Genomic DNA, 23,316 nt, shown 5'->3' with positions numbered 1-23,316 from the left:
CCTGAGGAGGCCCCGTGAGCGAGATGTCGTCGGGGCGTGGGCGGGACGCGCATCCGGCCCCCACGCTCGAGATGGTGGCGGCCGCCGCCGGGGTGTCGCGGGCGACCGTCTCGCGGGTGGTGAACGCGGCTCCCAATGTGTCGGATGCGATCGCCGAGGCCGTGAACGAGGCCATCCTCAAGCTCAACTACGTCCCGAACCGCGCTGCACGCTCCCTCGTCAGCCGGCGCACCCAGGTGATCGCGCTGGTGGTGCCGGAGACGACGGCCAAGCTGTTCAGCGACCCGTTCTTCGCCACGGTCGTGCAGGGCGTGGCGCTCTACCTCTCCGACACCGACTTCACGCTGAACATGCTGATCGCGTCGGAGATGCGCTCGGAGAAGACGCGTCGCTACCTGCTCGGCGGCAACGCCGACGGGGCGCTCGTGGTCTCGCACCACGAGGGCGACCACTCCTACGACCGGCTCGACCTGTCGCTGCCGATCGTCTACGGCGGCCGGCCGCTGCTCGAGAGCGAGAGCGAGAGCTACTTCGTCGACGTCGACAACGTCGCTGGGGCCGCCGAGGCGACCGCACACCTCATCGCGACGGGCCGTCGCTCGATCGCGACGATCGCGGGGCCCCAGGACATGCCGCCGGGCTTCGACCGGCTGCGCGGCTTCCGACGGGCGATGGCGGATGCGCGGCTGCGCTCCGACCTCGTGGAGTACGGTGACTTCACCCCCGACTCGGGCGCCGAGGCCATGCGGCGGCTGCTCGATCGCGGCGAGCCGATCGACGGGCTGTTCGCGGCGAACGACCAGATGGCGGCGGGGGCCTACTCGGTCATCCTCGAGCGGGGGCTGCGCATCCCGCACGACATCGCGGTCGCCGGCTTCGACAACAACTACTTCGGGTCGACGGCGGTGCCGGCTCTGACGACGATCGACCAGCCGTCGCTCGAGCTGGGGCGAGCGATGGCCGAGGTGCTGGTGCGGCGCATCGAGGGCAAGCCGGTCGACCGGGTCACGATGATGCCGACGCGGCTGATCGTGCGGGCGTCGACGACGCCCCGCGACGCCTAGCGGGCCAGGAGCGCGCGGAAGGTGGCGCGGAGGGGGGCGGCGAGGTCGTCGTGGGTGGCCGAGGCGAGGGGTTCGGCGGCCGCCGCGCTGCGGAGCATGACCGCGCCGAGGAGGGTGGAGATGGCGAGCTGCGCGCGCAGCAGGACGGGGGCGGTAGCGGGGTCGTCCTCGCGCCAGCCGGCCGCGGCCGCCAGGCGGCGGGTGAAGTGCTCGAGGGTGCGGCGGCGGATGCGGTCGGCGTTCTCGTCACCGGAGGAGCGCAGCAGCAGCAGGAGCTGCAGGGGGTCGTCGCCATCCGGTGCATTGACGACGTGCAGCACGAGGCGGTCGATCACGGCCTCGAGATCGGATGCGCGGGCCGGCGTCTGGGTGTCGAGCTCGTCGGAGGTGCGGGCCATGCACGCCTCGAACAGGCCCTCCTTCGAGACGAAGTAGCGGTTGATCAGGGCCACGTTCACGCCCGCGTCGGCCGCGATGGCGCGCACGGTGGTGGCGCGGTAGCCGTCGGTCGCGAAGCGGCGGCGGGCGGCGCGCACGAGGGCCCGTCGGGTCACCGCGGCGTCGCGGCCCGACCGGATCAGTTCGTCGTCGATGCTCATGCCCGAGCCACTGTACCGGCTCGTGGGCGGGTGTAAACAAAAGTTGACTTAGAGCAACCACAGGACGATACTTCTCAAGTCAGCATCTGCTTACATACCCGAGGAGCGTCATGACCACCACCACCCGGAGCCCGAACACAGGTTCGGTGCCCACCACCGCGGCCGCCCGCGGACGGGGCACGGCGATCATCCTGTTCCTCTCGCTCGGCGGGCTCTCCTTCGCCGTGCTGCAGTCGCTGGTCGCGCCCGCGCTCGGCACCATCGGCAGCGACCTGGGCGTCGCGACGACCGACGCGAGCTGGGTGCTGACCGCCTACCTGCTCTCGGCGTCGGTGCTCACGCCGATCCTCGGACGCCTTGGCGACATGGTCGGCAAGCGCCGCGTGATCATCGTCGTTCTCGCGCTGCTCCTCGTCGGAACGGTGCTCGCCGCCCTCGCCCCGAACCTCGGCGTGCTGATCGTCGCCCGCATCCTGCAGGGTGCCGCCGGCGCGGTGATGCCGCTGTCGATCGGCATCGTGCGCGACGAGCTGCCGAAGGAGCGGGTCAGTGTGACCATCGGCCTGCTCTCGGCGATCTTCGGGATCGGCGCCGGTGTCGGCATCGTGGCCGCCGGGCCGATCGTCGAGGCCCTGTCGTGGCACTGGCTGTTCTGGCTGCCCGCCGTGCTCGTGGCCATCGCCCTGCTGGGTGCGATCTTCGGCATCCCGGAGTCGCCGGTGCGGACGCCCGGCCGGCTCGACCTCGTCGGCACCGCCATCCTGACCGTCGGCCTCGTCGGCCTGCTGCTCGCGATCAGCGAGGGCGAGAAGTGGGGCTGGGGCGACGGCAAGACGATCGGCCTGCTCGCGCTCGGCGCCGTGGCGCTGGTGGCGTTCGTGCTCGTGGAGCTGCGGGTGAAGGAGCCCCTGATCGACGTGCGGCTGTTCACGCACCGCGGCGTCTGGACCGCTCACGTCGTCGCCCTGGCGTTCGGCTTCGCGATGTTCGGCACGTTCATCCTGGTGCCCACCCTGCTGCAGCTGCCCTCGGCGCTCGGCTACGGGTTCGGGCTGTCGGTGACGGAGGCTGGGCTCTACCTGCTGCCCACGGTCGTGGCGATGGTCATCTCGGGCGTGCTCGCGGGCATCCTGATCAGGCGGGTCGGACCGAAGATCCCGATGGTGCTCGGCGGGGTGTCGGTGACCGTCGCGTTCCTGATCCCGGCGTTCGGGCACGGGGAGACCTGGCAGATCCTGCTGTCGGGCATCCTGACCGGTATCGGCATCGGCATGGCCCTCGCCGCGACCTCCAACGCGATCGTGGAGAGCGTGCCGGCCGCGCAGACCAGCGAGGCGATCAGTGCGAACACGGTCATCCGCACGGTCGGCAGCAGCGTGGGCACCGCGGTGATCGCGGCGCTGATCTCGTCGAACGTGTCCCCGCAGGGGGCTCCGCTCGACGACGCGTTCACCGTGGGCTTCTGGGCGTCGGCGGGGGTCGGCGTGCTGGCGATCCTCGCGGCGCTCGTGGCGCCGTCGCTGCGGGCGCGCCGTCGCGAGGCGGCCGCCGCGGGCGTCACCGACGCCCCCGAGCTCGAGGGGCACTAGCCGCCGCGGGGGCCCAGACCCCCGCGACGTCATGCGCGCAAGCGCCGAACCGCCGGCACCGTGAGGGCCGCCGCGGTCGCCGCCACGACCAGCGCGGCGCAGCCGAGCAGCGTCGGCGCGGTGCCGAAACTGTGCGCGAGCGGGCCCACGAGCACCTCGCCCAGCGGGATCGCGAGGAACGAGCCCACCATGTCGAACGAGTAGACGCGCGACAGCGCCCCGCGGGGCACGTGGGTCTGAAGCGACTGGTCCCAGGCGATGGCGAAGACCTCGAGGGCGACCCCGCCGAGCGCGAAGGCGACGATCAGCACGGGCACCGCCGCAGCCCCGGCGGCGGAAGGCCCGAGACCGCCGGCGACGATTGCGAGCGCCACGACGGGCAGTGCCGTCAGCGCCATCCCGCCGACCCCGACCGCGAGCGCCCGGCGCGGACGCCAGCGCAGCGCCAGCACCGCCCCGAGCGCGAGACCACCGGCCTGCGCCGCCACCACGAAGCCCCACCCGGCCCGGCCGAACGTCTGGTCGGCCACGAGAGGCCCGAGCACCGTCGTCGCGCCGACGAACGCGGCGTTGAGCACGCCGAACTGCGCCACGACCACCCACACCCAGCGGCGGCGGGTGAACTCCCGCCAGCCCTCGCGCAGCTCGCCGATCGCCGCTCGCAGGCCGGTCAGCAGGCCGGGCCGACCCGGCGGCGGCGGGGTGACGGATGCGCGGAGCAGCCGCATCCGCGAGAAGAGCAGCCCCGCCAGAGCGAACCCGGCCGCGTCGATGGCGAGCCCCCAGCCCGGCCCGACCGCGGCCACGAGACCCGCGCCCGCCGCGGCGCCCACGATGCTCGAGCCGTTGAGCCCCAGCCGGAGCAGGGCGTTCGCGGAGCGCAGCTCGGCGAACGGAACGGTCTCGGGCACGAGCGCCGCCGCGGCGGGGAGGCTCACCGCTGCGACCGCCCCGTTCAGCGCGCCGAGCAGCACCAGTGACGGGATCGACGCCGTGCCCGTGAGCACCAGGGCGGCGACCACGCCCTGCGTCAGCGCCGCGGCGAGCGAGGCACCGACGAGCAGCAGGTCGCGCGGCAGCCGGTCGGCGAGCACCCCGCCGGCGAGCAGCACGGCGACGTTCGTGATCGAGCGCGCGGCGACGACGAGACCGAGGTCGACCACCGAGCCCGTGAGGTCGAGCACCGCGAAGGCCAGGGCGATCGGCGCGACGGCGTTGCCCAGGATGCTCGTCGTGCGGGCCGCGAGCAGCCACCGGTACGCGCGGCGCCGAAGCGGCCCCGGCAGCCGCGGGCGCCCGACGAGCGACGTGCCGGCAGGCGACGGTGGAGCCGGTGAAGGCACGGGAGCCGGCGATGGCACGGCGGGCGACCCCGAGGCAGGCGGCGGCGCGCCGCTCACGGTCGCCGCAGCGGGAACAGCTCCGCCGTCATCGACACGGGCACCGTGCCCGGTGTGCGCGCCGGACGCGCGGCCTCGTGCAGCAGCGCCGAGGCGGCGCCCACGGCTCCGACGACGCGCCGCCACGTCACCGGGTCGACCCACAGCTCGGCGTCGGTCGTCAGGTGCGGCCCTGCGACCCGCAGTGCCGAGCGCCGGCGCAGCTCGTCGATCACCGCTTCCACGTACTCGGCGCGCTCCTCCGACGCCGCGCCGCCGGCCACCACCCCCTCGTCCAACCGGAACGGCTCGGCCGACGACTCGTGCCGGTAGCGCTTCGCGTCACCGCCCCGCACCCGCACCACCTCGACGACGCGGATGAGCCCGGCCCGCTCCAGCACCCGCAGGTGGTAGCTGGCGGCGGCCTGGGAGACCCGCAGCTCGCGTCCGGCCTCGGCCGCGCTCATCGCGGTGGCCGTCAGCAGCGACAGCAGCCGGAGGCGCACGGGGTGGGCGGTGGCGCGGAGGACGTCGAGGGAGGACATGGAGCCATCGTGCGGGCCGCGCATCCGACCGTCAAATAGCTCTTTGGGGGTTGGGCTGCGAAGAAGGGCCTCAGCCCGCGTAGCCGGGGGCCGCGGGCAGCCCGAAGTACTCCTCGAGGGTCGGGATGCCCGTCGTGTGCAGCTCCGTCGCGAGCGGCACCCCGACCCAGCGCCAGTGCCACGGCTCGAACTCGTAACCGGTCACGGGGGTGCCGCCGTCGGGGTAGCGCAGCACGTAGCCGAAGCGGTGGGCGTTCTGCTGCAGCCAGGTGTAGGCGGGGGTGTTCGCGAAGCAGCGACCGTCGGTCGAGCATCCGGAGACCGTGTCGAGGATGTCCATCGCCATGCCGGTCTGGTGCTCACTGAAGCCGGGGCGGGCGCTGGTGAGGTCGGCCCCCTCGACACCGAGCGAGTTCACGTAGTAGTCGTAGGCGCGCACCTGCACGCTGTACGAGCGGTAGCCGCTCTGCGCGACCAGCTGGATGCCCGCCTCGCCCGCCGCCGCATGGAACATGTCGACCAGGGCCGACGCCGCGTCGGCGCGGAGCTGGTAGCCGTTCGGGTTCGGGATGTCGCCCGGCAGGTCGACGAGGTCGGGCGGGCCGTAGTCGGCGCCGTCCTGGATGGGGCGGAGCTTGTTCACCACGACCCAGGGGCTGAGCGGATCGTCCACGGAGTTCGCCGATCGGTCGAAGGCGGGAGGCGCCGGCGGGGCGGCCGGCTCGGGCGAAGCGGAGGGAGAAGGAGCCGGTGAGACGGTGGCCGAGGCCACGGGTGGCTGCGTCGGAGCAGGGGACGACGAGGGTGCCGCCGTGAACGACGGGGCCGGCAGTGCCGTCGGAGCCGCCAGCACTCCACCGGCGGGATGCAGCACCCCGGTCACCACGAGCGCACCGCCCACGAGGAGCGCCACGACCACGAGGGAGGCGGCGCCGATCAGCACTCCGCGCACGCGACGCCGCGAGCGCCGCTGCCGGCGGTCCATCAACCTCGACACCCGACGAGCATAACGCCCGGTGCATCGGAACCCCGTGACGCAATGGGGAGTTCTCCCCCCTTAAAAGGTGGCACCCGATTTGGGCGGCAATTCGGAACCGTGCTTGAATTGCCGATGTGCGGGGCTCCCCCCACCCGAAGTCGGGAGCCGCAGGAATCGCTCACCCATGTGTCCTGACCCGCCGTCTTACCCACACCGCTGGACACCGTTGACGATGTGGAGACCCGTGTGAGGCTGTTCGAGGCGATCCGCCGTCGCAAGGCGACGACGGCATCGGTGGCCACCATCGCCGCTCTGGCGATCGGCGTGACCACGATGGCGTTCCTCTACGAGGGCATCGAGACGGCCGACGTCGACCTCAACGACGGCGGTGTCTGGGTGACGAAGCCCTCCGGGCTGCTGCTCGGGCACCTCAACCACCCCGCGCAGGTGATCGACGGGGGCCTCCGCACCTCCTCCACCGAGTTCGACGTGCTGCAGCGCGACGAGACGGTGCTGATGCTCGACACCACGGGCTCCTCCCTCACCCCGGTCAACCCGGTCACCATGGCGCTCGAGGCGCCCCTCATCCTCCCTCCCGAGTCATCGGTGTCACTCGGAGGCCCGACGCTCACGGTGCTCGACCGCGAGACCGGAGAGCTCTGGGCCGGCCCCTCGTCGAACGCCGCGGGCCTGCAGCTCGACCCCGACGAGCCGCTCGGCGAGCTCGGCGGCGCCGGCGCAGCCGTGGCCGACGCCGCGGGCAACGTGCACGCGCTGTCGACCTCCGCCGGCAAGCTGCTCGAGTACGACCGCGACGAGAACGGCGGCCTCCCCGTCGAGCCGGCCAGCACCGACTTCCCCGAGGTCGAGGAGGGCGCGCGCCTCACCCTGACCACCGTCGGCGACCAGGCCGTCGTCTTCGACGCCTCCTCCGGAAGCCTGCACCTGCCCGGCGGCTCCGTGGTCGAGCTGCCCGACGCCGAGGGCGGTGTCGTGCAGCCCACCGGGCCGGCCTCCTCCGACGTGCTGGTCGCGACGAAGACCTCGCTCATCCGGCAGCCCCTCGACGGCGGCGAGGCCACCGTGATCCCCGCCGGGGGCGAACCCGGCACACCGGCCGCGCCGGTCTTCCTGAACGGATGCGCGTACGCCGCCTGGTCCGGATCGGGGGCCTTCCTCCGCGACTGCTCGGGCGACGCGAACGACGTCGAGGATCAGATCGACGGCCTGGCGGCGAACGCCGACCTCCGCTTCCGGGTGAACCGCGACGTCGTGGTGCTGAACGACGTGTCGACCGGCGTCGTGTTCCTGGTGAACCAGGACATGAAGAAGGTCGACAACTGGGACGACATCGCCCCGCCGCCCGAGCAGAGCGACTCCGACGAGGAGGAGGACAGCACCGAGGACGAACTCCAGGTGCTGCTGCCCGACCGCTCCGAGGAGAACACTCCTCCGACGGCCGAGGACGACGCCTTCGGCGTGCGGCCCGGCCGCACCGTGGTGCTGCCCGTGCTCGACAACGACCTCGACCCCGACGGCGACATGCTCACCGCGAAGATCGAGGGCTCCCAGCCCGGGATCGGCGAGGTGCAGCGCATCCTGAACGGAGCGGCCCTGCAGATCGTCGTCTCGCCCGACGCCTCGGGCAGCGCGAGCTTCGGGTACACCGTCGACGACGGCCGCGGCGGCAGCGACACCGCCACCGTCTCGCTCAGCGTGCGCGGCGACGAGGAGAACGCCCCGCCGAAGCAGAAGCGCGTCACCGACGTGCTGGTCGAGCTCGGGGCGAGCGTCAACCACAACGTGCTGCCCGACTTCATCGACCCCGACGGCGACGACCTCTACGTCGTCGGCGCCTCGACCGGCACCGACGACCAGGTGCAGTACCGACCCGACGGCCAGATCAGCTTCACCAGCATCGACCAGGACACCGGCCCGAAGGAGGTGACGGTCGTCGTCTCCGACGGCCGCACCGAGACCGAGGGCACCGTGCGCTTCCAGGTGCGCGACCCCGGCAGCCTCGCGCCGGTGACCAACGGCGACACGGTCGTCACGACCGTCGACGAGCGCGTGACCGTGGCGCCCATGGACAACGACCTCAGCCCGTCGGGAGCACCGCTCCGCCTGGCGAAGGTGAACGAGACCCCCGGCGCCGCGCTGCAGCCCGACTACACCACCGGCACCTTCGACTTCACCAGCAGCACCCCGGGTGACTACTACGTGCAGTACCTGGTCTCCGACGGCCCGAAGACCGCCGAGGGCCTCGTGCGCGTCACCGTGCTGCCCGTCACCGACAGCACCGACCCGCCGATCGCCGTGCGCGACACGGCCCAGCTGCCGAACGGCGGCACCACGCTCGTCAACGTGCTGTCGAACGACACCGACCCGAACGGCGGCATCCTCGCCGTGCAGTCGGTGCAGGTGCCGGCCGAGGCGGGCGTGAGCGTCGAGGTGCTCGAGCACGAGATCCTGCGCATCACCGACCGCGGGCTCACCGACCCGATCACCATCACCTACACGGTGTCGAACGGGGCGGCCTCCTCACGCGGCGAGGTGTTCGTCACGCCGATCCCCGCCCCCGACCGGCTGCTCCCGCCGAACGCGGAGGACGACGACGTCACGGTGCGGGTCGGCGACATCGTGACGATCCCGGTGCTCGCGAACGACACCCATCCGAACGGCGACACGCTCTCGCTCTCGCCCACGCTGATCGACCCCGTGGTCGACCCGGCCGACGGCAGCATCTTCGTGGCCGGCGACACCGTGCGCTTCAACGCCGGGCCCGAGCCCAAGACCGTCTACGCCACCTACGAGGCCGTCGACTCGCAGGGCCAGAAGGACGCCGGCTACATCACCATCCGCATCGTCGGCCCCGACGACGGCACCAACGCGCCGCCGCGACCGCAGGACGTCACGATCCGGGCGCTGCAGGGCACGACCGTGCGCATCCCGATCCCGCTCGACGGCATCGACCCCGACGGCGACTCGGTCGAGCTCGTGGGCCAGAGCTCGGCGCCGGGCAAGGGGCGCATCACCGAGGTCGGGGAGGCGTGGCTCGTCTACGAGGCGTACCCCGACGCATCCGGGACCGACACGTTCACATACACCGTGCGCGACCGGCTCGGCGCCTCGGCCACGGCCTCCGTGCTCGTCGGCATCATCCCCGCGAGCGAGTCGAACCAGCCGCCGTACGCGGTGAAGGACGCCATCTCGGCCCGCCCCGGCCGCACGGTCGCGGTCGACGTGATGGAGAACGACAACGACCCCGACGGCGACCCCATCGCCATCCGCTCCGAGGGCCTGACCGTGCCCGACGGCGTGACCGCCTCGGTCGAGGGCGGCCGCGTGCTCGTCACCGCCCCGGGTGAGGCCGGCGACTACACGCTGCAGTACACGATCGTCGACCGCTGGGGTGCGGCGGCGGCCGGCACGCTGCTGGTGCAGGTGAGTCCGGATGCTCCGCTCGCCTCGCCCATCGCCCGTGACGACCAGGTGCCCGTCGCCGACATGCTCGACCGCGAGACCGTCGACGTGAACGTGCGCGAGAACGACGACGACCCCGACGGCACGATCGAGGGCCTCACGGTCACGAGCTCCGACCCCGCCGCCACCCCGCTCGCGAGCGGCAACCTGCAGATCACCCTGCTGCCGACCTCGCAGATCATCACCTACACCGTCACCGACCAGGACGGCCTGACCGCCTCGGCCTTCGTGAACGTGCCGGGCAGCGACACGCTGCCGCCCGTGCTGCGGCCGGGCATCGAGCCGCTCGTGGTGAACGACGGCCAAACGGTCGACGTCGAGCTCTCGGACTACGTGCTGGTCGGCGAGGGCAAGTCGGTGCGCATCACCGAGGCCGACACCGTGAGGGCCGCGAACTCGAACGGCGACGACCTCCTCGCCGATGCCGACACCCTCCGCTACACGCCGAAGCCGCGCTACGACGGCCCCGACGCCCTGAGCTTCGAGGTCACCGACGGCACGGGCCCCGACGACCCGGACGGCCGCACGGCGACCCTCGTCATCCCCATCACCGTCGTCTCGGACTACAACACCCCGCCCACCTTCAAGGGCGCCGAGCTCACCGTCGCGGCGGGCGAGGACGAGCAGTCGATCGACCTGCGCGGCGCCGCGGAGGACCCCGACGAGGGCGAGCTCGAGGCCCTGACCTTCGCGATCGTCGGCGACGCTCCGGCCGGCGTCTCGGTGCGCCTCGACGGCTCGACGCTCGTGGCCCGGGCGGATGCCGATGCCCCGCTGAACCCCTCCACCCTCGACATCGAGGTCTCCGACGGCGTCAACACGCCGGTGCGCGGGGCCGTGCAGATCTCGGTGCTCGCAACCACCCGCACGCCCCCGTCGGCCACGGACGACATCGTGCCGCAGGCCAACCAGGGCCAGACGGTCTCGGTGCCGGTACTGGCGAACGACTTCAATCCGTTCCCCGACACCCCCCTGAGGATCACCGAGGTCGCCATCGAGACGGGCACCGGCAACGCCGACTTCTCGGGCTCGGACGTCTCCGTGACCCCGGCGGCCGACTTCGTGGGCACCATGGTCGTGCGCTACGGCATCATCGACGCCACGGGCGACCCGTCACGCCAAGCAGACGGGCGCATCCAGCTCACCGTACAGGGCCGCCCCGACGCCCCCGCGACGCCGACGGTCACGAGCATCCAGGACCGCACGGTCGTGCTGAACTGGGCGTCCCCGGTGAACAACGGCGCCGAGATCACGAGCTACACCGTGACGAGCCCCCAGGGCTACACGAAGACCTGCGCGTCGACGACGTGCACGCTCGACGGTCTCACCAACGACGTCGAGTACACCTTCACCGTCACGGCGACGAACTCGGTGGGCACCTCAGACCCGTCGCCCTCCTCGGCCGTGGCCCGACCGGACGCGCGTCCCGATCAGCCCCAGCCGCCGACCCTGAAGTTCGGCGACAAGAGCCTCGAGGTGAGCTGGGTGACGCCCCCGACCCCCGGCTCGGCGGTGCAGTCGTTCAACCTCGAGATCTCCCCCGCCCCGGCGCGCGGAGCCCCCTCGCGCTACGGCGTGACGGGCAACTCGATCGTCTGGGAGGGCCTCGAGAACGGCACCGCCTACCAGGTGCGGGTGCAGGCCGTGAACAAGGCCCCCGAGCCCTCCGACTTCAGCGCCTTCTCGGCGACCGAGATCCCGGCCGGAAAGCCGGAGGCCCCGGGTCAGCCGAGCACGACCCGGCTCGACCCCGTCGGCGGGCAGTCGCAGATGCGGGTTGCTTGGAGCAAGCCCTCGGGCAACGGCGACGACAACCTCAAGTACACGCTGACCATCCTCCGCGGCGGCAGCCCGGTCGACAGCCTGCCCGGGCTCACCGCCACCGAGCAGACCGTGCGGCTCGACACCTCGGAGAGCGACTACACCTTCTCGGTGACCGCGACCAACAAGGCGGGCGAGGGCGCTCCCTCGGCGGCCTCGGCCCCCCGCCGGAGCTTCACTCCGCCGGGAGCAGCCGGTCCTGCGACGATCACCTCGGAGGGCGACGGCAGCGTCACCTTCGACCGCGGCGCCAGCGCCTCGGGCAACGGCGCCTCCCAGGGCGAGCTGATCTACCAGTACAGCGTCAACGGCGGCGGCTGGACCCCGATCCCCGGGAACGCCCAGGCCTACCAGGTCACCGGACTGCAGAACGGCACGAGCTACACGGTGCGGGTGCGGGCGACGACCCCGCTCGACGGGACGAACTACGAGGGCCCGGCGAGCGGCGAATCGAACGCCGGAGTGCCGTTCGGCCCGCTCGCGCAGCCCTCGGTGTCGGCGAACGGCAACGCGAAGTCGGTGACGCTGTCCTGGAACGCTCCGGCCGGCAACGGACGCCCCATCACATCGGTGGAGGTCTACGTCGACGGGAACCTCAACTCGAACGCCGGCAACGGCACGGTGACCGTCGGAGACGCCTACAGCGAGAAGCACTCCATCCGCGTCGTGGTGAAGGACTCGGCCGGGCAGAGCTCCGAGAACTCGACGAGCGCGTCGAGCGGCTCGGCTCCCCCCAAGGGCGCCTTCCTGTCGTCGTGGAAGAGCTGCGACGGCGAGGGCCTGGTCAACGGGCCGCCCTGTGTGCGCATGAAGATCACGGTCGAGAACTTCCTCGGCCAGAGCAGCGTGTTCTGCGAGTGGACCGGGGGCGAGTACCTCAGCACCACCATCCCGGTCGACGGCAACGGCAACGGCTCGAAGCAGCTCAACTGGTACACGCAGGACACAGGCGCCTACTCGCTCGAGAACCAGGCCTCCCGCATGAACTGCGAGGGCACGCCGATGAAGGTCAGACGATGACACGTGTGATGAAAGAGGAACGATGACGATGACCCCCGAGCAGGCGACCTGGTTCGCCGGCACCTTCGACCGGCTGACCCAGAACGTCGGCCTGGCCGTGCTGGGCAAGGACCACGTGGTGCGCCTGGCCCTGATGGCGATGATCGCCGAGGGCCACGTGCTGCTCGAGGACGCCCCGGGCACCGGCAAGACGAGCCTCGCGAAGGCGATCGCGGCGACCGTGCAGGGCACCAGCCAGCGCATCCAGTTCACGCCCGACCTGCTGCCCTCCGACGTCACCGGCGTGACGATCTACGACCAGGACACCCGCACGTTCGACTTCCACAAGGGCCCGATCTTCGCCTCGATCGTGCTCGCCGACGAGATCAACCGTGCCAGCCCGAAGACCCAGTCGGCGCTGCTCGAGGTGATGGAGGAGTCCCGCGTGTCGGTCGACGGCGTCGCCCACGAGGTCGGCCGCCCCTTCCTCGTGATCGCGACCCAGAACCCGATCGAGCAGGCGGGCACCTACCGGCTGCCCGAGGCGCAGCTCGACCGCTTCCTGATCAAGACGTCGATCGGCTACCCCGACCTCGCGTCGGCCGAGCAGATCCTCGCCGGTTCCGCCAACCGCAACCCCTCCTCGGGCCTCTCGCCCGTGATCACCACCTCCGCGGTCGCCGACATGGCCGACCTCGCGGCGACCGTGCACGTCGACCCGGCCATCCTGCGCTACACCGCGCAGCTCGCCGAGGAGACCCGCAGCGCCCCCGAGTCGCGCCTCGGCGTCTCGGTGCGCGGCGCGATGGCGCTGATCCGCGCCGCCAAGGTCTGGGCGGCCTCGCAGGGCCGGCACTTCGTGCTGCCCGACGACATCAAGGAGCTCGCCGGGCCCGTCTGGACCCACCGCTTCGTGCTCGACGCCGAAGCCGAGTTCTCGGGGGCGACGGCCGAGGGCGTGCTCGCCCGCGTGCTGGCCGACGTCGCCGCACCGCAGTCGAGGCAACCCGCTGCATGAGCCGGGCGGGGGAGGGCGCGCGCGCGATCCGCGGATCGGCGCCCGCGCGCTGGGTGACGGAGACGGGCTGGCCCGCGGTGTCGACGACGGCACGGCGCGCCGGGTCCGCCGTCGCGCCCGCCGTCGGCCCGGTGCTCGGCACCGTGTCGGGGTTCGGCTGGGCCGTGCTCGGCGTGACGGTCGTCGCGATCGTCGCCGGCCTGGCGCTGGGCTGGCGGGAGCTGCTGGTGATCGGCTTCGTGCTGCTCGCCGCGCTGCTGATCGCGATCGGCTTCGCCGTGGGGCGCTCGGCCTACGCGGTGCGGCTCGACCTCGCCCTCACCCGCGTGGTGGTGGGTGAGCGGGCCGTCGGCCGGCTCGCCGTCTCGAACACCTCGGCCCGCACCCTCCTGCCCGCCCGCATCGAGCTGCCCGTCGGCTCGGCCTTCGCATCCTTCCAGCTGCCGCGCCTCGCTCCGGAGGCCGAGCACGACGAGCTGTTCGGCATCCCGACCGGCCGTCGTGCCGTGATCGTGGTCGGGCCCGTGCGATCGGTTCGCGGCGATCCGCTGGGCCTGCTGCGGCGGGAGCTGCGGTGGACCGACCCGGTCGACCTGTTCGTGCATCCGAGGACCGTCTCGCTCGGCGGCTCGTCGTCGGGATTCCTGCGCGACCTCGAGGGCGTCGAGAGCCGGGTGCTGTCGGACAACGACGTCTCGTTCCACGCGCTGCGCGAGTACGTGCCGGGGGATGACCGGCGGTACATCCACTGGAAGACCTCCGCCCGCACGGGCAAGCTGATGGTGCGCCAGTTCGAGGAGACCCGACGCTCGCACCTCGCCATCGCGCTCTCGACGAACCGCGCCGACTACGCCGACGGCGAGCGAGGCGACGAGGAGTTCGAGCTCGCGGTCTCGGTCTGCGGCTCGCTCGCCGTGCAGGCGCTGATGGAGGAGCGGGAGATCACCGTGCTCACCCCCGGGAGCACCCTGCATGCCGAGACCGGCCGGCGCCTGCTCGACGAGCTCTCGGCCGTCGAGCAGAACGAGACCAGCCGCGAGACCGTCGTGCAGCTCGCCAAGACCACCGGCACCGCGGTGCCGCAGGCGTCGGTGGCGTTCCTGCTGTTCGGCAGCGGCGTGACTCCCACCCAGATCCAGGCGTCGTCGATGCACATCCCGCTCGGGGTGCGCGTGATCGCGATCGCTTCGCGGCCAGGCGAGCGGATGTCGCTGCGCACGCTCGGGGACATCACCCTGCTGACCGTCGGCGATCTGACCGACCTGCCGCGCGCACTCCGGAGGGCAAACAGCTGATGACCACGGCCTCCAGCCCCCGGCGGGCCAGCGCGGCGAGTCCGCGCCGGGCCGCCCGCGCCTCCACCCCGCTGCTCCCGCCGCTTCCCGCGGCCGCCCGCCCGGCCTGGTCGATCGCGACCGACGCCGGCGTCGTGCTGCTGCTCGCGATCGTCTCGGTGCTGACGCTCGGCCCCGCGTTCGGCGGCGTCGGCTACCTCGTCGCCGGCATCGGAGGCGCCGTGCTCGGCATCCTGATCGGCGCGGCCGGCTGGCGCCTGTCGTGGAACCTGCTGATCGTCGCGGCGGCCACCGTCGTCGTCTACCTGCTGTTCGGCGGCCCGCTCGCGGCGCCCGGCACCACGATCCTCGGCGTCGTCCCGACGCTCGACACCCTGCGCACCCTCGTGCTCGGCATCGTGTTCTCGTGGAAGGACGCACTCACCCTCGTGGTGCCCGTCGGCCAGTTCGACGGCACACTCGTGGTGCCCTTCCTCTCGGCACTGGTCGCGACCGTGCTGGCGACGAGTTTCGCGCTGCGCCTCAAGCACGCCGGCTGGGCCCTGCTGCCGCTGACTCTGCTGTTCGTGCTGGGTATTGCCTTCGGCACCCGCGAGGCCGCGTTCCCCGTCGTGCTGGGGCTCGCCTTCGCCGGCATCGCCCTGGTCTGGACGGCTTGGCGCCGACAGGAGTCGCGCGCCCGCGCCTCCCGCGGCACCGACCTCGGGGGCGGCAGCTCGCTCGACCCCGCGACCGCCAAGGCCCTGCGCACGACCCGGCTCGCCGCGGGCGCCGGTCTCGTGGTCGGCGCGCTCGTCGTGGGCGCCGTCACCGGCGGCCTGCTCGTGCCCGCGTCGGCCCGGGAAGTGCTGCGCGACAACGTCGTGCCGCCACTCGACCTGCACGACTACGCGAGCCCTTTGGTGGGCTTCCGCAGCTACGTGCGCGACTTCAAGGACGAGTCGCTCTTCACCGTGAAGGGCCTTCCGACGGATGCGCGCATCCGCCTCGCCACGCTCGACAGCTACGACGGCATCGTCTACGACGTGGCCGGCGACGGCACCGAGGGCTCGGGCACCTTCACCCGCGTCTCGAGCGAGATCGCCAACGACGTCGCCGGCGAACCGGTGAGCGTCGACATCGGCGTCACGGGCCTGACCGGGGTCTGGATGCCCGACCTCGGCTACCTCGACGGCCTGCGCTTCACGGGTGACCGCGCCGACTCGCTCGAAGGCGCGCTGCACTACAACGCGGCCACCGGCGTGGCGCTCGACACCCTCGGCGTGCGGGACGGCGACAGCTACACCGTCGACGCGGTGCTGCCCCCGACCTTCACGGACGAGCAGCTCGCCAGTCGCTCGATCGACTCGGTCGCGCTGCCTCGGGCGTCCGGCGTCCCCGACGTCGTGAGCTCGCTGGCCTCGGAGTACGTGGGCGACGCCGACACCCCCATCGAGGAGGTGCGCAACCTTGCGGCGAACCTCAGCCAGAACGGCTTCTTCAGCCACGGCCTCGAGGGCGAGGCCGTCTCGCGGGCCGGACACGGCGCCGAGCGCATCGCGAGCATGCTCGCGGCCGAGCAGATGGTGGGCGACGACGAGCAGTACTCGGTCGCCATGGCGCTCATGGTGCGCTCGCTCGGCATGCCCGCCCGGGTCGTGATGGGCTTCCACCCCGACGAGTACGCGGGGCCGGATGCGACCCAGGAGATCACCGGAGACGACCTGCACGCGTGGGTCGAGGTGCCGTTCGAGGGGGCCGGCTGGGTCGCGTTCGACCCGACGCCGCCCGAGGACCAGGTTCCGCTCGAGGAGGCCCCGAAGCCGAAGTCGGATCCGAAGGCGCAGGTGCTGCAGCCGCCACCCCCGCCGCAGGCTCCCGCGGAGCTGCCGCCGGACATCCGCACCGAGGACACCGAGCAGGAGGACGCGGAGAAGGACGGCTTCGACTTCCTCCCCGTGGCCCTCGCGGTGGGCGGCGGACTGCTGCTGCTGATCCTGATCCTGGGCCCGCTGCTCGCGATCGCCCTCCTGAAGCTGCGGCGGCGGAAGCGCCGGCGCCTGGCCCCGCGCCCGGCCGACCGCGTGAGCGGCGGGTGGGACGAGATCGTCGACCGCGCCGGCGACCTCGGCACCCCGGTGCCCGCGGGCGTGACCCGCCGGGACGGCGCCCGGGTGCTCGCGACCGCGTATCCGTCCGCCCCCGTTCTCGACGTGGCCACGAAGGCCGACTCGAGCGTGTTCGGCCCGGGCGAGCCCGCCGACGACGAGGTGGAGCGGTACTGGACTGAGGTCGACGCCGTGGTCAGCACGATGGCCGCGTCGGTGTCGTGGTGGACGCGGTTCAAGGCGCGCTGGTCGGTGCGGTCGCTGCTGCGCGGGCGCAAGGCACCCGGCACCGCGCGAGCGGGCGACGCCGCCTCCGGGCCGGGCCGGGCGGCCGCCGCCGAGCCGGACGTCACGCCTGCGGCCGGACGAGGCCGTACGGTGGACACTGGCCCCGCAGACCGAGCGACGACGCCTGGAGGAGACACCCCATGACCGATGCCGGCCATCCCTGCGTGCAGTGCGGCTCCCCCGTGCCGCGCAACGCGCAGTTCTGCCTCGTCTGCGGCACCCCCGCCTCCGCGGCACGCAGCCAGTCGGCGGCCCTCGGCTCCGTCGCGGGCCAGGCGCCCGCCGCCGGCCCGGGTTCGGCCCCGATCGACGGCTGGCGGCCCGACCCGGCGGTCGAGCCGATCCGCGAGGGCGACCTGCTCCCCGCGGGCTACGGCCGTCGCGTGCTCGCGTTCCTGCTCGACGGCGTCTTCGGCACCGTGCTCTGGCTCGTCATCGTGCTGCCCCTGATGGCGCTCGGCGTGATCGCGTTTCAGGTCGAGGAGACCGCCATCGCGTTCACCGGCCCGAGCGCTGTGCTGCTGCTCGTCGCCTCCGTGCTCTACCCGATCGTCTCGCTGCTGATGCAGGCCCTGCCCGGCTTCTCGCCCGGCAAGGCGCTGATGGGTCTCCGCATCGTGCGGCTCGACACGCTCGGCCGGGTCGGCATCCTGCACATGCTGCTGCGCTGGCTCGTGGTCGCGGCCGCCTCGCTCGTCTTCCTGATCGGCCAGTACGTCGTCTGGCTGTCCCCGCTCTGGGATGCCTCCAAGATGAGCCGCGGCTGGCACGACAAGCTCGCGGGCACCTGGGTCATCGACGTCAAGGCGGGGCCGAACCCGCTCAAGGCGCGGCCGGGGCAGCTGGTGCTCGAGGAGTCCGAGCCGGCTCCGGTTCCGGATGCTCGCGCGAGCGGGCCGCGGAACGCCGCTCCCGTGGCTCCGGCCACCGCGCCCGCGCCTGTGGCACCGTCCGCCGTGCCGCCCGCGACCGAGTCGTTCGCGCCCATCGACCGCGTGCCCGGGTTCGCGCCGGAGGGTGCGGGGGGCGCACGCGCATCCGCCCCGCCCGCCGACGACTTCGAGAGCACGCGACTGTCGGGCTCGGGGCCGGTCTCGGTGCCGGCGGGCGTGATCGTGTTCCGGCTCGACACGGGCGAGGTCGTGCCGATCACGCGGCACGGTGTGCTCGGGCGCGACCCGGTGGCTCCGGGCGGCGACGCGTCGGACCTGCTGATCGCGCTGCAGGGCGACACCCTCTCGGTCTCGAAGACGCATCTGGAGTTCGGGCTGGAGGACGGCCGGGTCTGGGTGAGCGACCGCGGCTCGACCAACGGCACGGCGCTCGTGCGCGGCGACGGCGTGGAGTTGGAGCTCGACGCGGGCGAGCGCGTGCGGGTGGAGTCGGGTGACCGAATCCGCGTCGGCACGCGCGTGCTGCAGGTGGAGGGCTCGGCATGAGCGACGACACCGCGGCGCCCGGCGTCACCCTCGCGGAGCTGCGGCTGCAGGTCGGCACCGCGACGCACACCGGGCTGCGCCGGCGGGCGAACGAGGACGCGTTCCTGGCCGCCGAGCCGCTCTTCCTCGTCGCCGACGGGATGGGCGGGCACGAGGCCGGCGAGGTCGCCAGCGCCCTGGCCGTCGATGCCTTCGCCACGCTGACCGGCACGGCGAGCGTCGCCGCCGCCGACCTCCGCGACGCCTTCGGACGCGCGCACGAGTCGATCGCGGCGATCGTCTCGACCGGGCTCCGGCGGGCCGGCACCACCGTCTCGGGCGTCGCCATCGCCGAGAGCGACGGGCGGGCGCACTGGCTCGTGTTCAACCTCGGCGACTCGCGCACCTACCGGCTGGCCGACGGCGAGCTGGAGCAGATCAGCGTCGACCACTCCGTCGTGCAGGAGATGCTCGACGGCGGCACGCTCTCCCGGGCGGCGGCCGCGACGCATCCCGAGCGGAACGTCATCACCCGCGCGCTCGGGGCGGGCGGACCGTACCAGGCGGACTACTGGCTGGTTCCGGTGGAGTCGGGGGACCGCATCCTGATCTGCTCGGACGGCGTTTCGGGCGAGCTCGACGACGAGCTGATCGAGCGCATCCTGCTCGAGGAGCACGAGAGCCAGGAGGCCGCGAGCCGCCTGGTGCACGAAGGGCTGCTGCACGGCGGGCGCGACAACCTCACCGCCGTGGTGGTCGACGCGTACGACCGCGCCGGCGCCGAGGCGCATGCCGCCGGTTCGGCCGAGGGGCCCGGCGGCCGCCGGCGCGACCCGCACGGTGAGGACACCATCCCCCGGCCTCCGGTCGACGTGGGCGGAAGGAACTGACATGAGCGAGATCCTGTACAGCCCCGGAGCCTGGCGCGCGGTGGTCGCGGCCGGTGGGGTCGCGGTGCTGCCGCCGACCGTCGACGCGGAGCTCCTCGGGCGCATCCGGGCGGTGCTCGACTCGGGTGCCGGCCTCGGTGCGGTGCTCTCGTCGCTCGCCGAGGCGGTCGGCGGAGGGTTCAGCGCCCTGCCGCCGTTCGCCGTGGTGGCGTTCGGCGACGGGGAGTCCCGGCTCGCGGTGCGCGGCGAGGTCTCGGTGTCGATCTCCGAGGACGCCGGGCCGGTCGTGGTGTCGGGGGCCGGCGTGAGCACGTGGAGCGAGCGGGCGGTGGCTTCGGCGGCCGGGTTCGTGGTGAGCACGCCCGAGACCTCGGCCGGTGGCGAGCGCTTCGCCATCGTGTCGGGGGTCGTGCTGGTGAGCGAGGTGGAGGTGGCTTCGGGGGCGGCGATCGCCTCGCCGCCGGCGGCTGCGCCCACCGCTGTCGCCGCGCCCGAGCCCGAAGCGGCGCCCGCACCGTCGCCCGCGCCCGCACCCGCGGTGACACCGGAACCGGCTGCTGCCCCTGAGGCGGTATCCGAACCCGAGCCGGATCCCGTCCCCGAGCCCGCCCCCGACGTCGAGCTGACCCAGGATGTCGCAAGCGAGCTCGAGAACTCCCAGGCCGAGGAGCTCGAGAGCACCCAGGCCGAGCTGCCCGACGACGCGTACGACCACCTGTGGGGCGCGACCGTCGTGAAGTCCGTCGAGGACGCCGCCGTGCGCGAGCTCGACGACGAGGAGGCGGAGGCCGAGAGCGCGGCGGTACCGGTCGCGGCCCCGACGCCTCCGACGCCGGCCCCGGAACCTGCGCCGCAGACGCCGCCCGCCTCCACTCCGGCGCCCGCGGTGCAGGGCACCGGGCTGATCGACAGCGTTCCCGGCTTCGGGAGCGTCGGCGCAGCATCCGGAAGCCCCGCCCTGCTCGGCACCACCGTGCCGCCCGCCGCGCCCAAGCCGCCGCATAGCACCGTGGCCTCTGCAGCCCCTGCAGCCCCCGCGGCCGGCCCCGCCGACGACGACCACGACGGCCTCACCGTCACGGTCTCCGAACTCGAGGCCATGCGCCGCCTCGCCGATGCCGACGCCGCGCCCGCCGCAGCAGGCCTGCCCGCCGACGCACTCGGCCGCATCGTGCTGTCGACCGGCGAGAGCTACGACCTCGACCGCCCCGTCATCATCGGCCGCCGGCCCCGCGCCAACCGCGTGCAGGCCGACGCGGTGCCCGTGCTCGTCACGGTCGCGAGCCCCGAGCAGGACATCTCGCGCAACCACCTCGAGATCCGCCTCGAGGGCCGGCACGTGCTCGCCGTCGACCTCGCCACCACGAACGGCAGCGTGCTGCACCGCGAGGGCACCCCGCCCAAGCGCCTCGGCCCGAACGAGCCCGAGCTGGTGCTGAGCGGCGACGTGATCGACCTCGGCGACGGCGTGACCGTGGCGTTCGAGGAGATCCCGTGAGCGCCCGCAGGCCCCCCTCGGCCCCGCCCGAGATCCCCGGCTTCTCGTTCGTCGAGCTGCTCGGCTCGGGCGGCTTCGCCGACGTCTTCCTCTACGAGCAGCGGATGCCCCGCCGCCGCGTCGCAATCAAGGTGCTGCTCGCCGAGGCCCTCACCGAGGGTGCCCGCGAGAGCTTCGACGCCGAGGCGAACCTGATGGCGCAGCTCTCGACGCATCCCTCGATCGTCACGATCTACCAGGCGGACATCGCGGGCGACGGCCGCCCCTACCTCGCCATGGAGTACTGCCCCAAGCCGAACCTCGGCGCCCGGTACCGGCGCGAGAAGATCAGCGTGGCCGAGGCGCTCCGCATCGGGGTGCAGGTCGCGGGTGCGGTGGAGACCTCGCACCGCGCGGGCATCCTGCACCGCGACATCAAGCCGGCCAATATTCTCGTGACGGAATACAACCGTCCGGCACTGACCGACTTCGGCATCTCGGTGGCGCTCGTCGGCGGCGCCGGCTCGGCGGGCGAGTCGGGGGCCGAGCAGGAATCGGTCGGCATGTCCATCCCGTGGTCGCCACCCGAGGTGTTCGGCGCGGTCCCGCAGAGCGGGGCGGCCGCCGACATCTACGCGCTCGGGGCCACGGTCTACACGATCCTCGCCGGGCGCTCGCCCTTCGAGGTGCCGGGCGGCTCGAACTCGGGCCTCGACCTGATCGCGCGCATCCAGTCGGCCCCGCTCGCCCCGACGGGGCGGCCCGACGTGCCCGCCTCGCTCGAGCAGGTGCTCGCCACGGCGATGGCCAAGAGAGCGGATGCCCGCTATTCCTCCGCGCTCGAGTTCGCCCGGGCGCTGCAGAAGATCCAGCTCGAGCTGGCCATGTCGGTCACCCCGGCCGACGTGCTCGACGACGCCCTGCCCTCCGACGACTTCGAGGAGGAGGACGACGGCAACACGCGCATCCGCGGCATCGTCACGATCGACCCCACCGCCCCGGCCCCGGCCCGCAGCCGCCGCGCGACCCCGCCGCCCGCGCCCGCCTCCGCTCCCCGCCCCCGCGCGACGCCTCCCGCCCGAACCCCCGTGCCCTCGACGCCTCGCGCTCAGGTTCAGACGGACGACGAGCTCGAGGAGACCGTCCACCGAGCGAGCAGCGGCCCGGGCGACGCCGGCGCCGCGCCCGCGCCCGCGCCCGCGCCCGCGCGCCGCAGCCGCGTGCCGTGGATCGTCGGCAGCGCCGCCCTCGTGCTGCTCGTCGGCGTCGGCGTGCTCGTGTTCGCGCTGAACGGCGGAGCCGGCAGCCCGGCCGAGCAGAACGCCGAGGCCACCGACGAGCCCGTCGACACCGTTCAGATCGACGACGCCGACATCGAGGCCCCCGTCGACGTCACCGGCACCACAACCCCCGACGGCGTGGTCTTCACCTGGACCAACCCCGACCCCCAGGACGGCGACACCTACCGCTGGGTGCCCACGACCCCCGGAACCGAGCAGCAGGCCCGCACGATCGACCAGCCCACCGTCACGGTGGAGCCCGAAGGAGGACAGGCCGTGTGCATCGAGGTGAGCGTGGTGCGCAGTGACGGCCGAGGCTCCGACGCGGCGGCGGGATGCGCGGAATGAGCACCCCCGACGAGACCACCGCTCCCCCGCCCACCGCTCCGGCGACGCGCTCCGACGCGAACGTCGAGTTCTGCGGCGAGTGGTTCGCCCTCGACCCGGCGAAGCCGTTCGAGATCGGCCGCGACGCCGATCTCGACATCGACGACAACCAGTACCTGCACCGCCGCTTCCTGCAGATCGCGAACGTCGACGGCATGTGGTGGCTCTCGAACGTCGGCTCCCGGCTGAGCGCCACCGTCTCCGACGCCAGCCGCACCATGCAGGCCTGGCTCGCCCCGGGCGCCCGCATGCCCATCGTCTTCGGTCTCACCACCGTGGTCTTCACCGCGGGCCCCACGAGCTACGAGTTCACCGTGCACACGAGCACTCCGACCTTCTTCGACTCCACCCCGGTACCCGACGGCAGCGGGGCGACCACCGTCGGCGCCGTCACCTTCACCGCCTCGCAGAAGCTGCTCATCCTGGCCCTGGCCGAGCCGATGCTGAAGCGCGACGGCACCGGCACGAGCGAGATCCCCTCGAGCCAGCTTGCGGCCGAACGGCTCGGTTGGGCGCTCAGCCGCTTCAACCGCAAGCTCGACAACGTCTGCGACAAGCTCAGCCGCACCGGCGTCGAGGGCCTGCGCGGCGGCGTCGGCGCTCTCGCCACCAATCGCCGGGCGCGGCTCGTGGAGTACGCGGTGCTCTCGCGCCTCGTCACCAAGAACGACCTCCCGCTGCTCGACCAGCCCCACGACGACACCGACGACAGGTAGCA

At 73.0% G+C, this 23,316-nt stretch carries 15 protein-coding genes; 11 read left to right on the top strand and 4 right to left on the bottom strand.

The features are described from left to right. The first annotated feature begins 23 nt into the window (after positions 1 to 23). Positions 24 to 1,064 (top strand): LacI family DNA-binding transcriptional regulator, encoded by a 1,041-nt coding sequence (locus BJ984_RS04770; RefSeq protein ID WP_179549314.1) that lies wholly within the window; start codon positions 24 to 26, stop codon positions 1,062 to 1,064. Here the strand turns inward: BJ984_RS04770 and BJ984_RS04765 are convergent. Continuing rightward, positions 1,061 to 1,663, bottom strand: coding sequence for a TetR/AcrR family transcriptional regulator (locus tag BJ984_RS04765; protein ID WP_179547052.1), 603 nt, complete (start codon positions 1,661 to 1,663; stop codon positions 1,061 to 1,063). The genes BJ984_RS04770 and BJ984_RS04765 overlap by 4 nt on opposite strands. A gap of 110 nt (positions 1,664 to 1,773) precedes the next feature. On the opposite strand from BJ984_RS04765, the gene BJ984_RS04760 reads away from it, so the two are divergent. After that, entirely contained in the window at positions 1,774 to 3,252 is a 1,479-nt protein-coding gene (locus tag BJ984_RS04760; RefSeq protein WP_179547051.1) for an MFS transporter, read from the top strand. A 29-nt stretch (positions 3,253 to 3,281) separates the two neighbouring features. Here BJ984_RS04760 and BJ984_RS04755 read toward each other — a convergent pair whose 3' ends face one another. From BJ984_RS04755 to BJ984_RS04745, 3 genes are all read right to left on the bottom strand, one after another. Then, positions 3,282 to 4,595, bottom strand: a complete 1,314-nt coding sequence (locus tag BJ984_RS04755) for an MFS transporter (protein ID WP_271206401.1) — start codon at positions 4,593 to 4,595, stop codon at positions 3,282 to 3,284. Between the two features lie 53 nt (positions 4,596 to 4,648). Next, positions 4,649 to 5,176, bottom strand: coding sequence for an ArsR/SmtB family transcription factor (locus tag BJ984_RS04750; protein WP_179547050.1), 528 nt, complete (start codon positions 5,174 to 5,176; stop codon positions 4,649 to 4,651). A 70-nt stretch (positions 5,177 to 5,246) separates the two neighbouring features. Next, positions 5,247 to 6,173, bottom strand: a complete 927-nt coding sequence (locus BJ984_RS04745; protein WP_179547049.1) for a M15 family metallopeptidase — start codon at positions 6,171 to 6,173, stop codon at positions 5,247 to 5,249. Between the two features lie 228 nt (positions 6,174 to 6,401). Here BJ984_RS04745 and BJ984_RS04740 point away from each other — a divergent pair, with 228 nt between their 5' ends. Genes BJ984_RS04740 through BJ984_RS04700 form a run of 9 tightly spaced genes read left to right on the top strand, consistent with a single transcriptional unit; the run spans position 6,402 to position 23,314 of the window. Beyond that, the gene (locus BJ984_RS04740; protein ID WP_179547048.1) at positions 6,402 to 12,479 is read left to right on the top strand and encodes an Ig-like domain-containing protein; all 6,078 of its coding nucleotides are present in this window, start codon (positions 6,402 to 6,404) and stop codon (positions 12,477 to 12,479) included. A 22-nt stretch (positions 12,480 to 12,501) separates the two neighbouring features. Then, positions 12,502 to 13,476, top strand: a complete 975-nt coding sequence (locus tag BJ984_RS04735) for an AAA family ATPase (protein WP_179547047.1) — start codon at positions 12,502 to 12,504, stop codon at positions 13,474 to 13,476. Further along, positions 13,473 to 14,771 (top strand): DUF58 domain-containing protein, encoded by a 1,299-nt coding sequence (locus tag BJ984_RS04730; RefSeq protein ID WP_179547046.1) that lies wholly within the window; start codon positions 13,473 to 13,475, stop codon positions 14,769 to 14,771. Before BJ984_RS04735 ends, BJ984_RS04730 begins: the two co-directional genes overlap by 4 nt. Next, positions 14,771 to 17,290: a transglutaminase-like domain-containing protein gene (locus BJ984_RS04725; RefSeq protein ID WP_179547045.1), complete on the top strand. Its 2,520-nt coding sequence runs from the start codon at positions 14,771 to 14,773 to the stop codon at positions 17,288 to 17,290. The genes BJ984_RS04730 and BJ984_RS04725 overlap by 1 nt, the downstream gene beginning before the upstream one ends. Then, on the top strand, positions 17,287 to 18,585 hold the full coding sequence (locus BJ984_RS04720; protein ID WP_179547044.1) for an RDD family protein: 1,299 nt from the start codon (positions 17,287 to 17,289) through the stop codon (positions 18,583 to 18,585). The genes BJ984_RS04725 and BJ984_RS04720 overlap by 4 nt, the downstream gene beginning before the upstream one ends. Beyond that, positions 18,582 to 19,454 carry a PP2C family protein-serine/threonine phosphatase gene (locus BJ984_RS04715; RefSeq protein ID WP_179547043.1) on the top strand — a complete coding sequence of 291 codons (873 nt, stop codon included), beginning with the start codon at positions 18,582 to 18,584 and terminating at the stop codon, positions 19,452 to 19,454. The genes BJ984_RS04720 and BJ984_RS04715 overlap by 4 nt, the downstream gene beginning before the upstream one ends. A gap of 1 nt (position 19,455) precedes the next feature. Further along, positions 19,456 to 20,952 (top strand): FHA domain-containing protein, encoded by a 1,497-nt coding sequence (locus BJ984_RS04710; protein ID WP_179547042.1) that lies wholly within the window; start codon positions 19,456 to 19,458, stop codon positions 20,950 to 20,952. Further along, the gene (locus BJ984_RS04705; protein ID WP_179547041.1) at positions 20,949 to 22,559 is read left to right on the top strand and encodes a serine/threonine-protein kinase; all 1,611 of its coding nucleotides are present in this window, start codon (positions 20,949 to 20,951) and stop codon (positions 22,557 to 22,559) included. Before BJ984_RS04710 ends, BJ984_RS04705 begins: the two co-directional genes overlap by 4 nt. Continuing rightward, positions 22,556 to 23,314, top strand: coding sequence for an FHA domain-containing protein (locus tag BJ984_RS04700; RefSeq protein ID WP_179547040.1), 759 nt, complete (start codon positions 22,556 to 22,558; stop codon positions 23,312 to 23,314). Before BJ984_RS04705 ends, BJ984_RS04700 begins: the two co-directional genes overlap by 4 nt. Positions 23,315 to 23,316: the final 2 nt, after the last annotated feature.

This window comes from Herbiconiux flava (assembly GCF_013409865.1).
GTDB classification, from domain to species: Bacteria; Actinomycetota; Actinomycetes; order Actinomycetales; family Microbacteriaceae; genus Herbiconiux; species Herbiconiux flava.
This window is presented reverse-complemented; position numbering and strand designations above follow the sequence as displayed.

Coding starts and splice junctions, on each gene's coding strand:
- BJ984_RS04730 (WP_179547046.1), top strand. CDS start 13,473: ATGAGCCGGGCGGGGGAGGGCGCGCGCGCGATCCGCGGATCGGCGCCC.
- BJ984_RS04720 (WP_179547044.1), top strand. CDS start 17,287: ATGACCGATGCCGGCCATCCCTGCGTGCAGTGCGGCTCCCCCGTGCCG.
- BJ984_RS04750 (WP_179547050.1), bottom strand. CDS start 5,176: ATGTCCTCCCTCGACGTCCTCCGCGCCACCGCCCACCCCGTGCGCCTC.
- BJ984_RS04700 (WP_179547040.1), top strand. CDS start 22,556: ATGAGCACCCCCGACGAGACCACCGCTCCCCCGCCCACCGCTCCGGCG.
- BJ984_RS04765 (WP_179547052.1), bottom strand. CDS start 1,663: ATGAGCATCGACGACGAACTGATCCGGTCGGGCCGCGACGCCGCGGTG.
- BJ984_RS04760 (WP_179547051.1), top strand. CDS start 1,774: ATGACCACCACCACCCGGAGCCCGAACACAGGTTCGGTGCCCACCACC.
- BJ984_RS04770 (WP_179549314.1), top strand. CDS start 24: ATGTCGTCGGGGCGTGGGCGGGACGCGCATCCGGCCCCCACGCTCGAG.
- BJ984_RS04710 (WP_179547042.1), top strand. CDS start 19,456: ATGAGCGAGATCCTGTACAGCCCCGGAGCCTGGCGCGCGGTGGTCGCG.
- BJ984_RS04715 (WP_179547043.1), top strand. CDS start 18,582: ATGAGCGACGACACCGCGGCGCCCGGCGTCACCCTCGCGGAGCTGCGG.
- BJ984_RS04735 (WP_179547047.1), top strand. CDS start 12,502: ATGACGATGACCCCCGAGCAGGCGACCTGGTTCGCCGGCACCTTCGAC.
- BJ984_RS04725 (WP_179547045.1), top strand. CDS start 14,771: ATGACCACGGCCTCCAGCCCCCGGCGGGCCAGCGCGGCGAGTCCGCGC.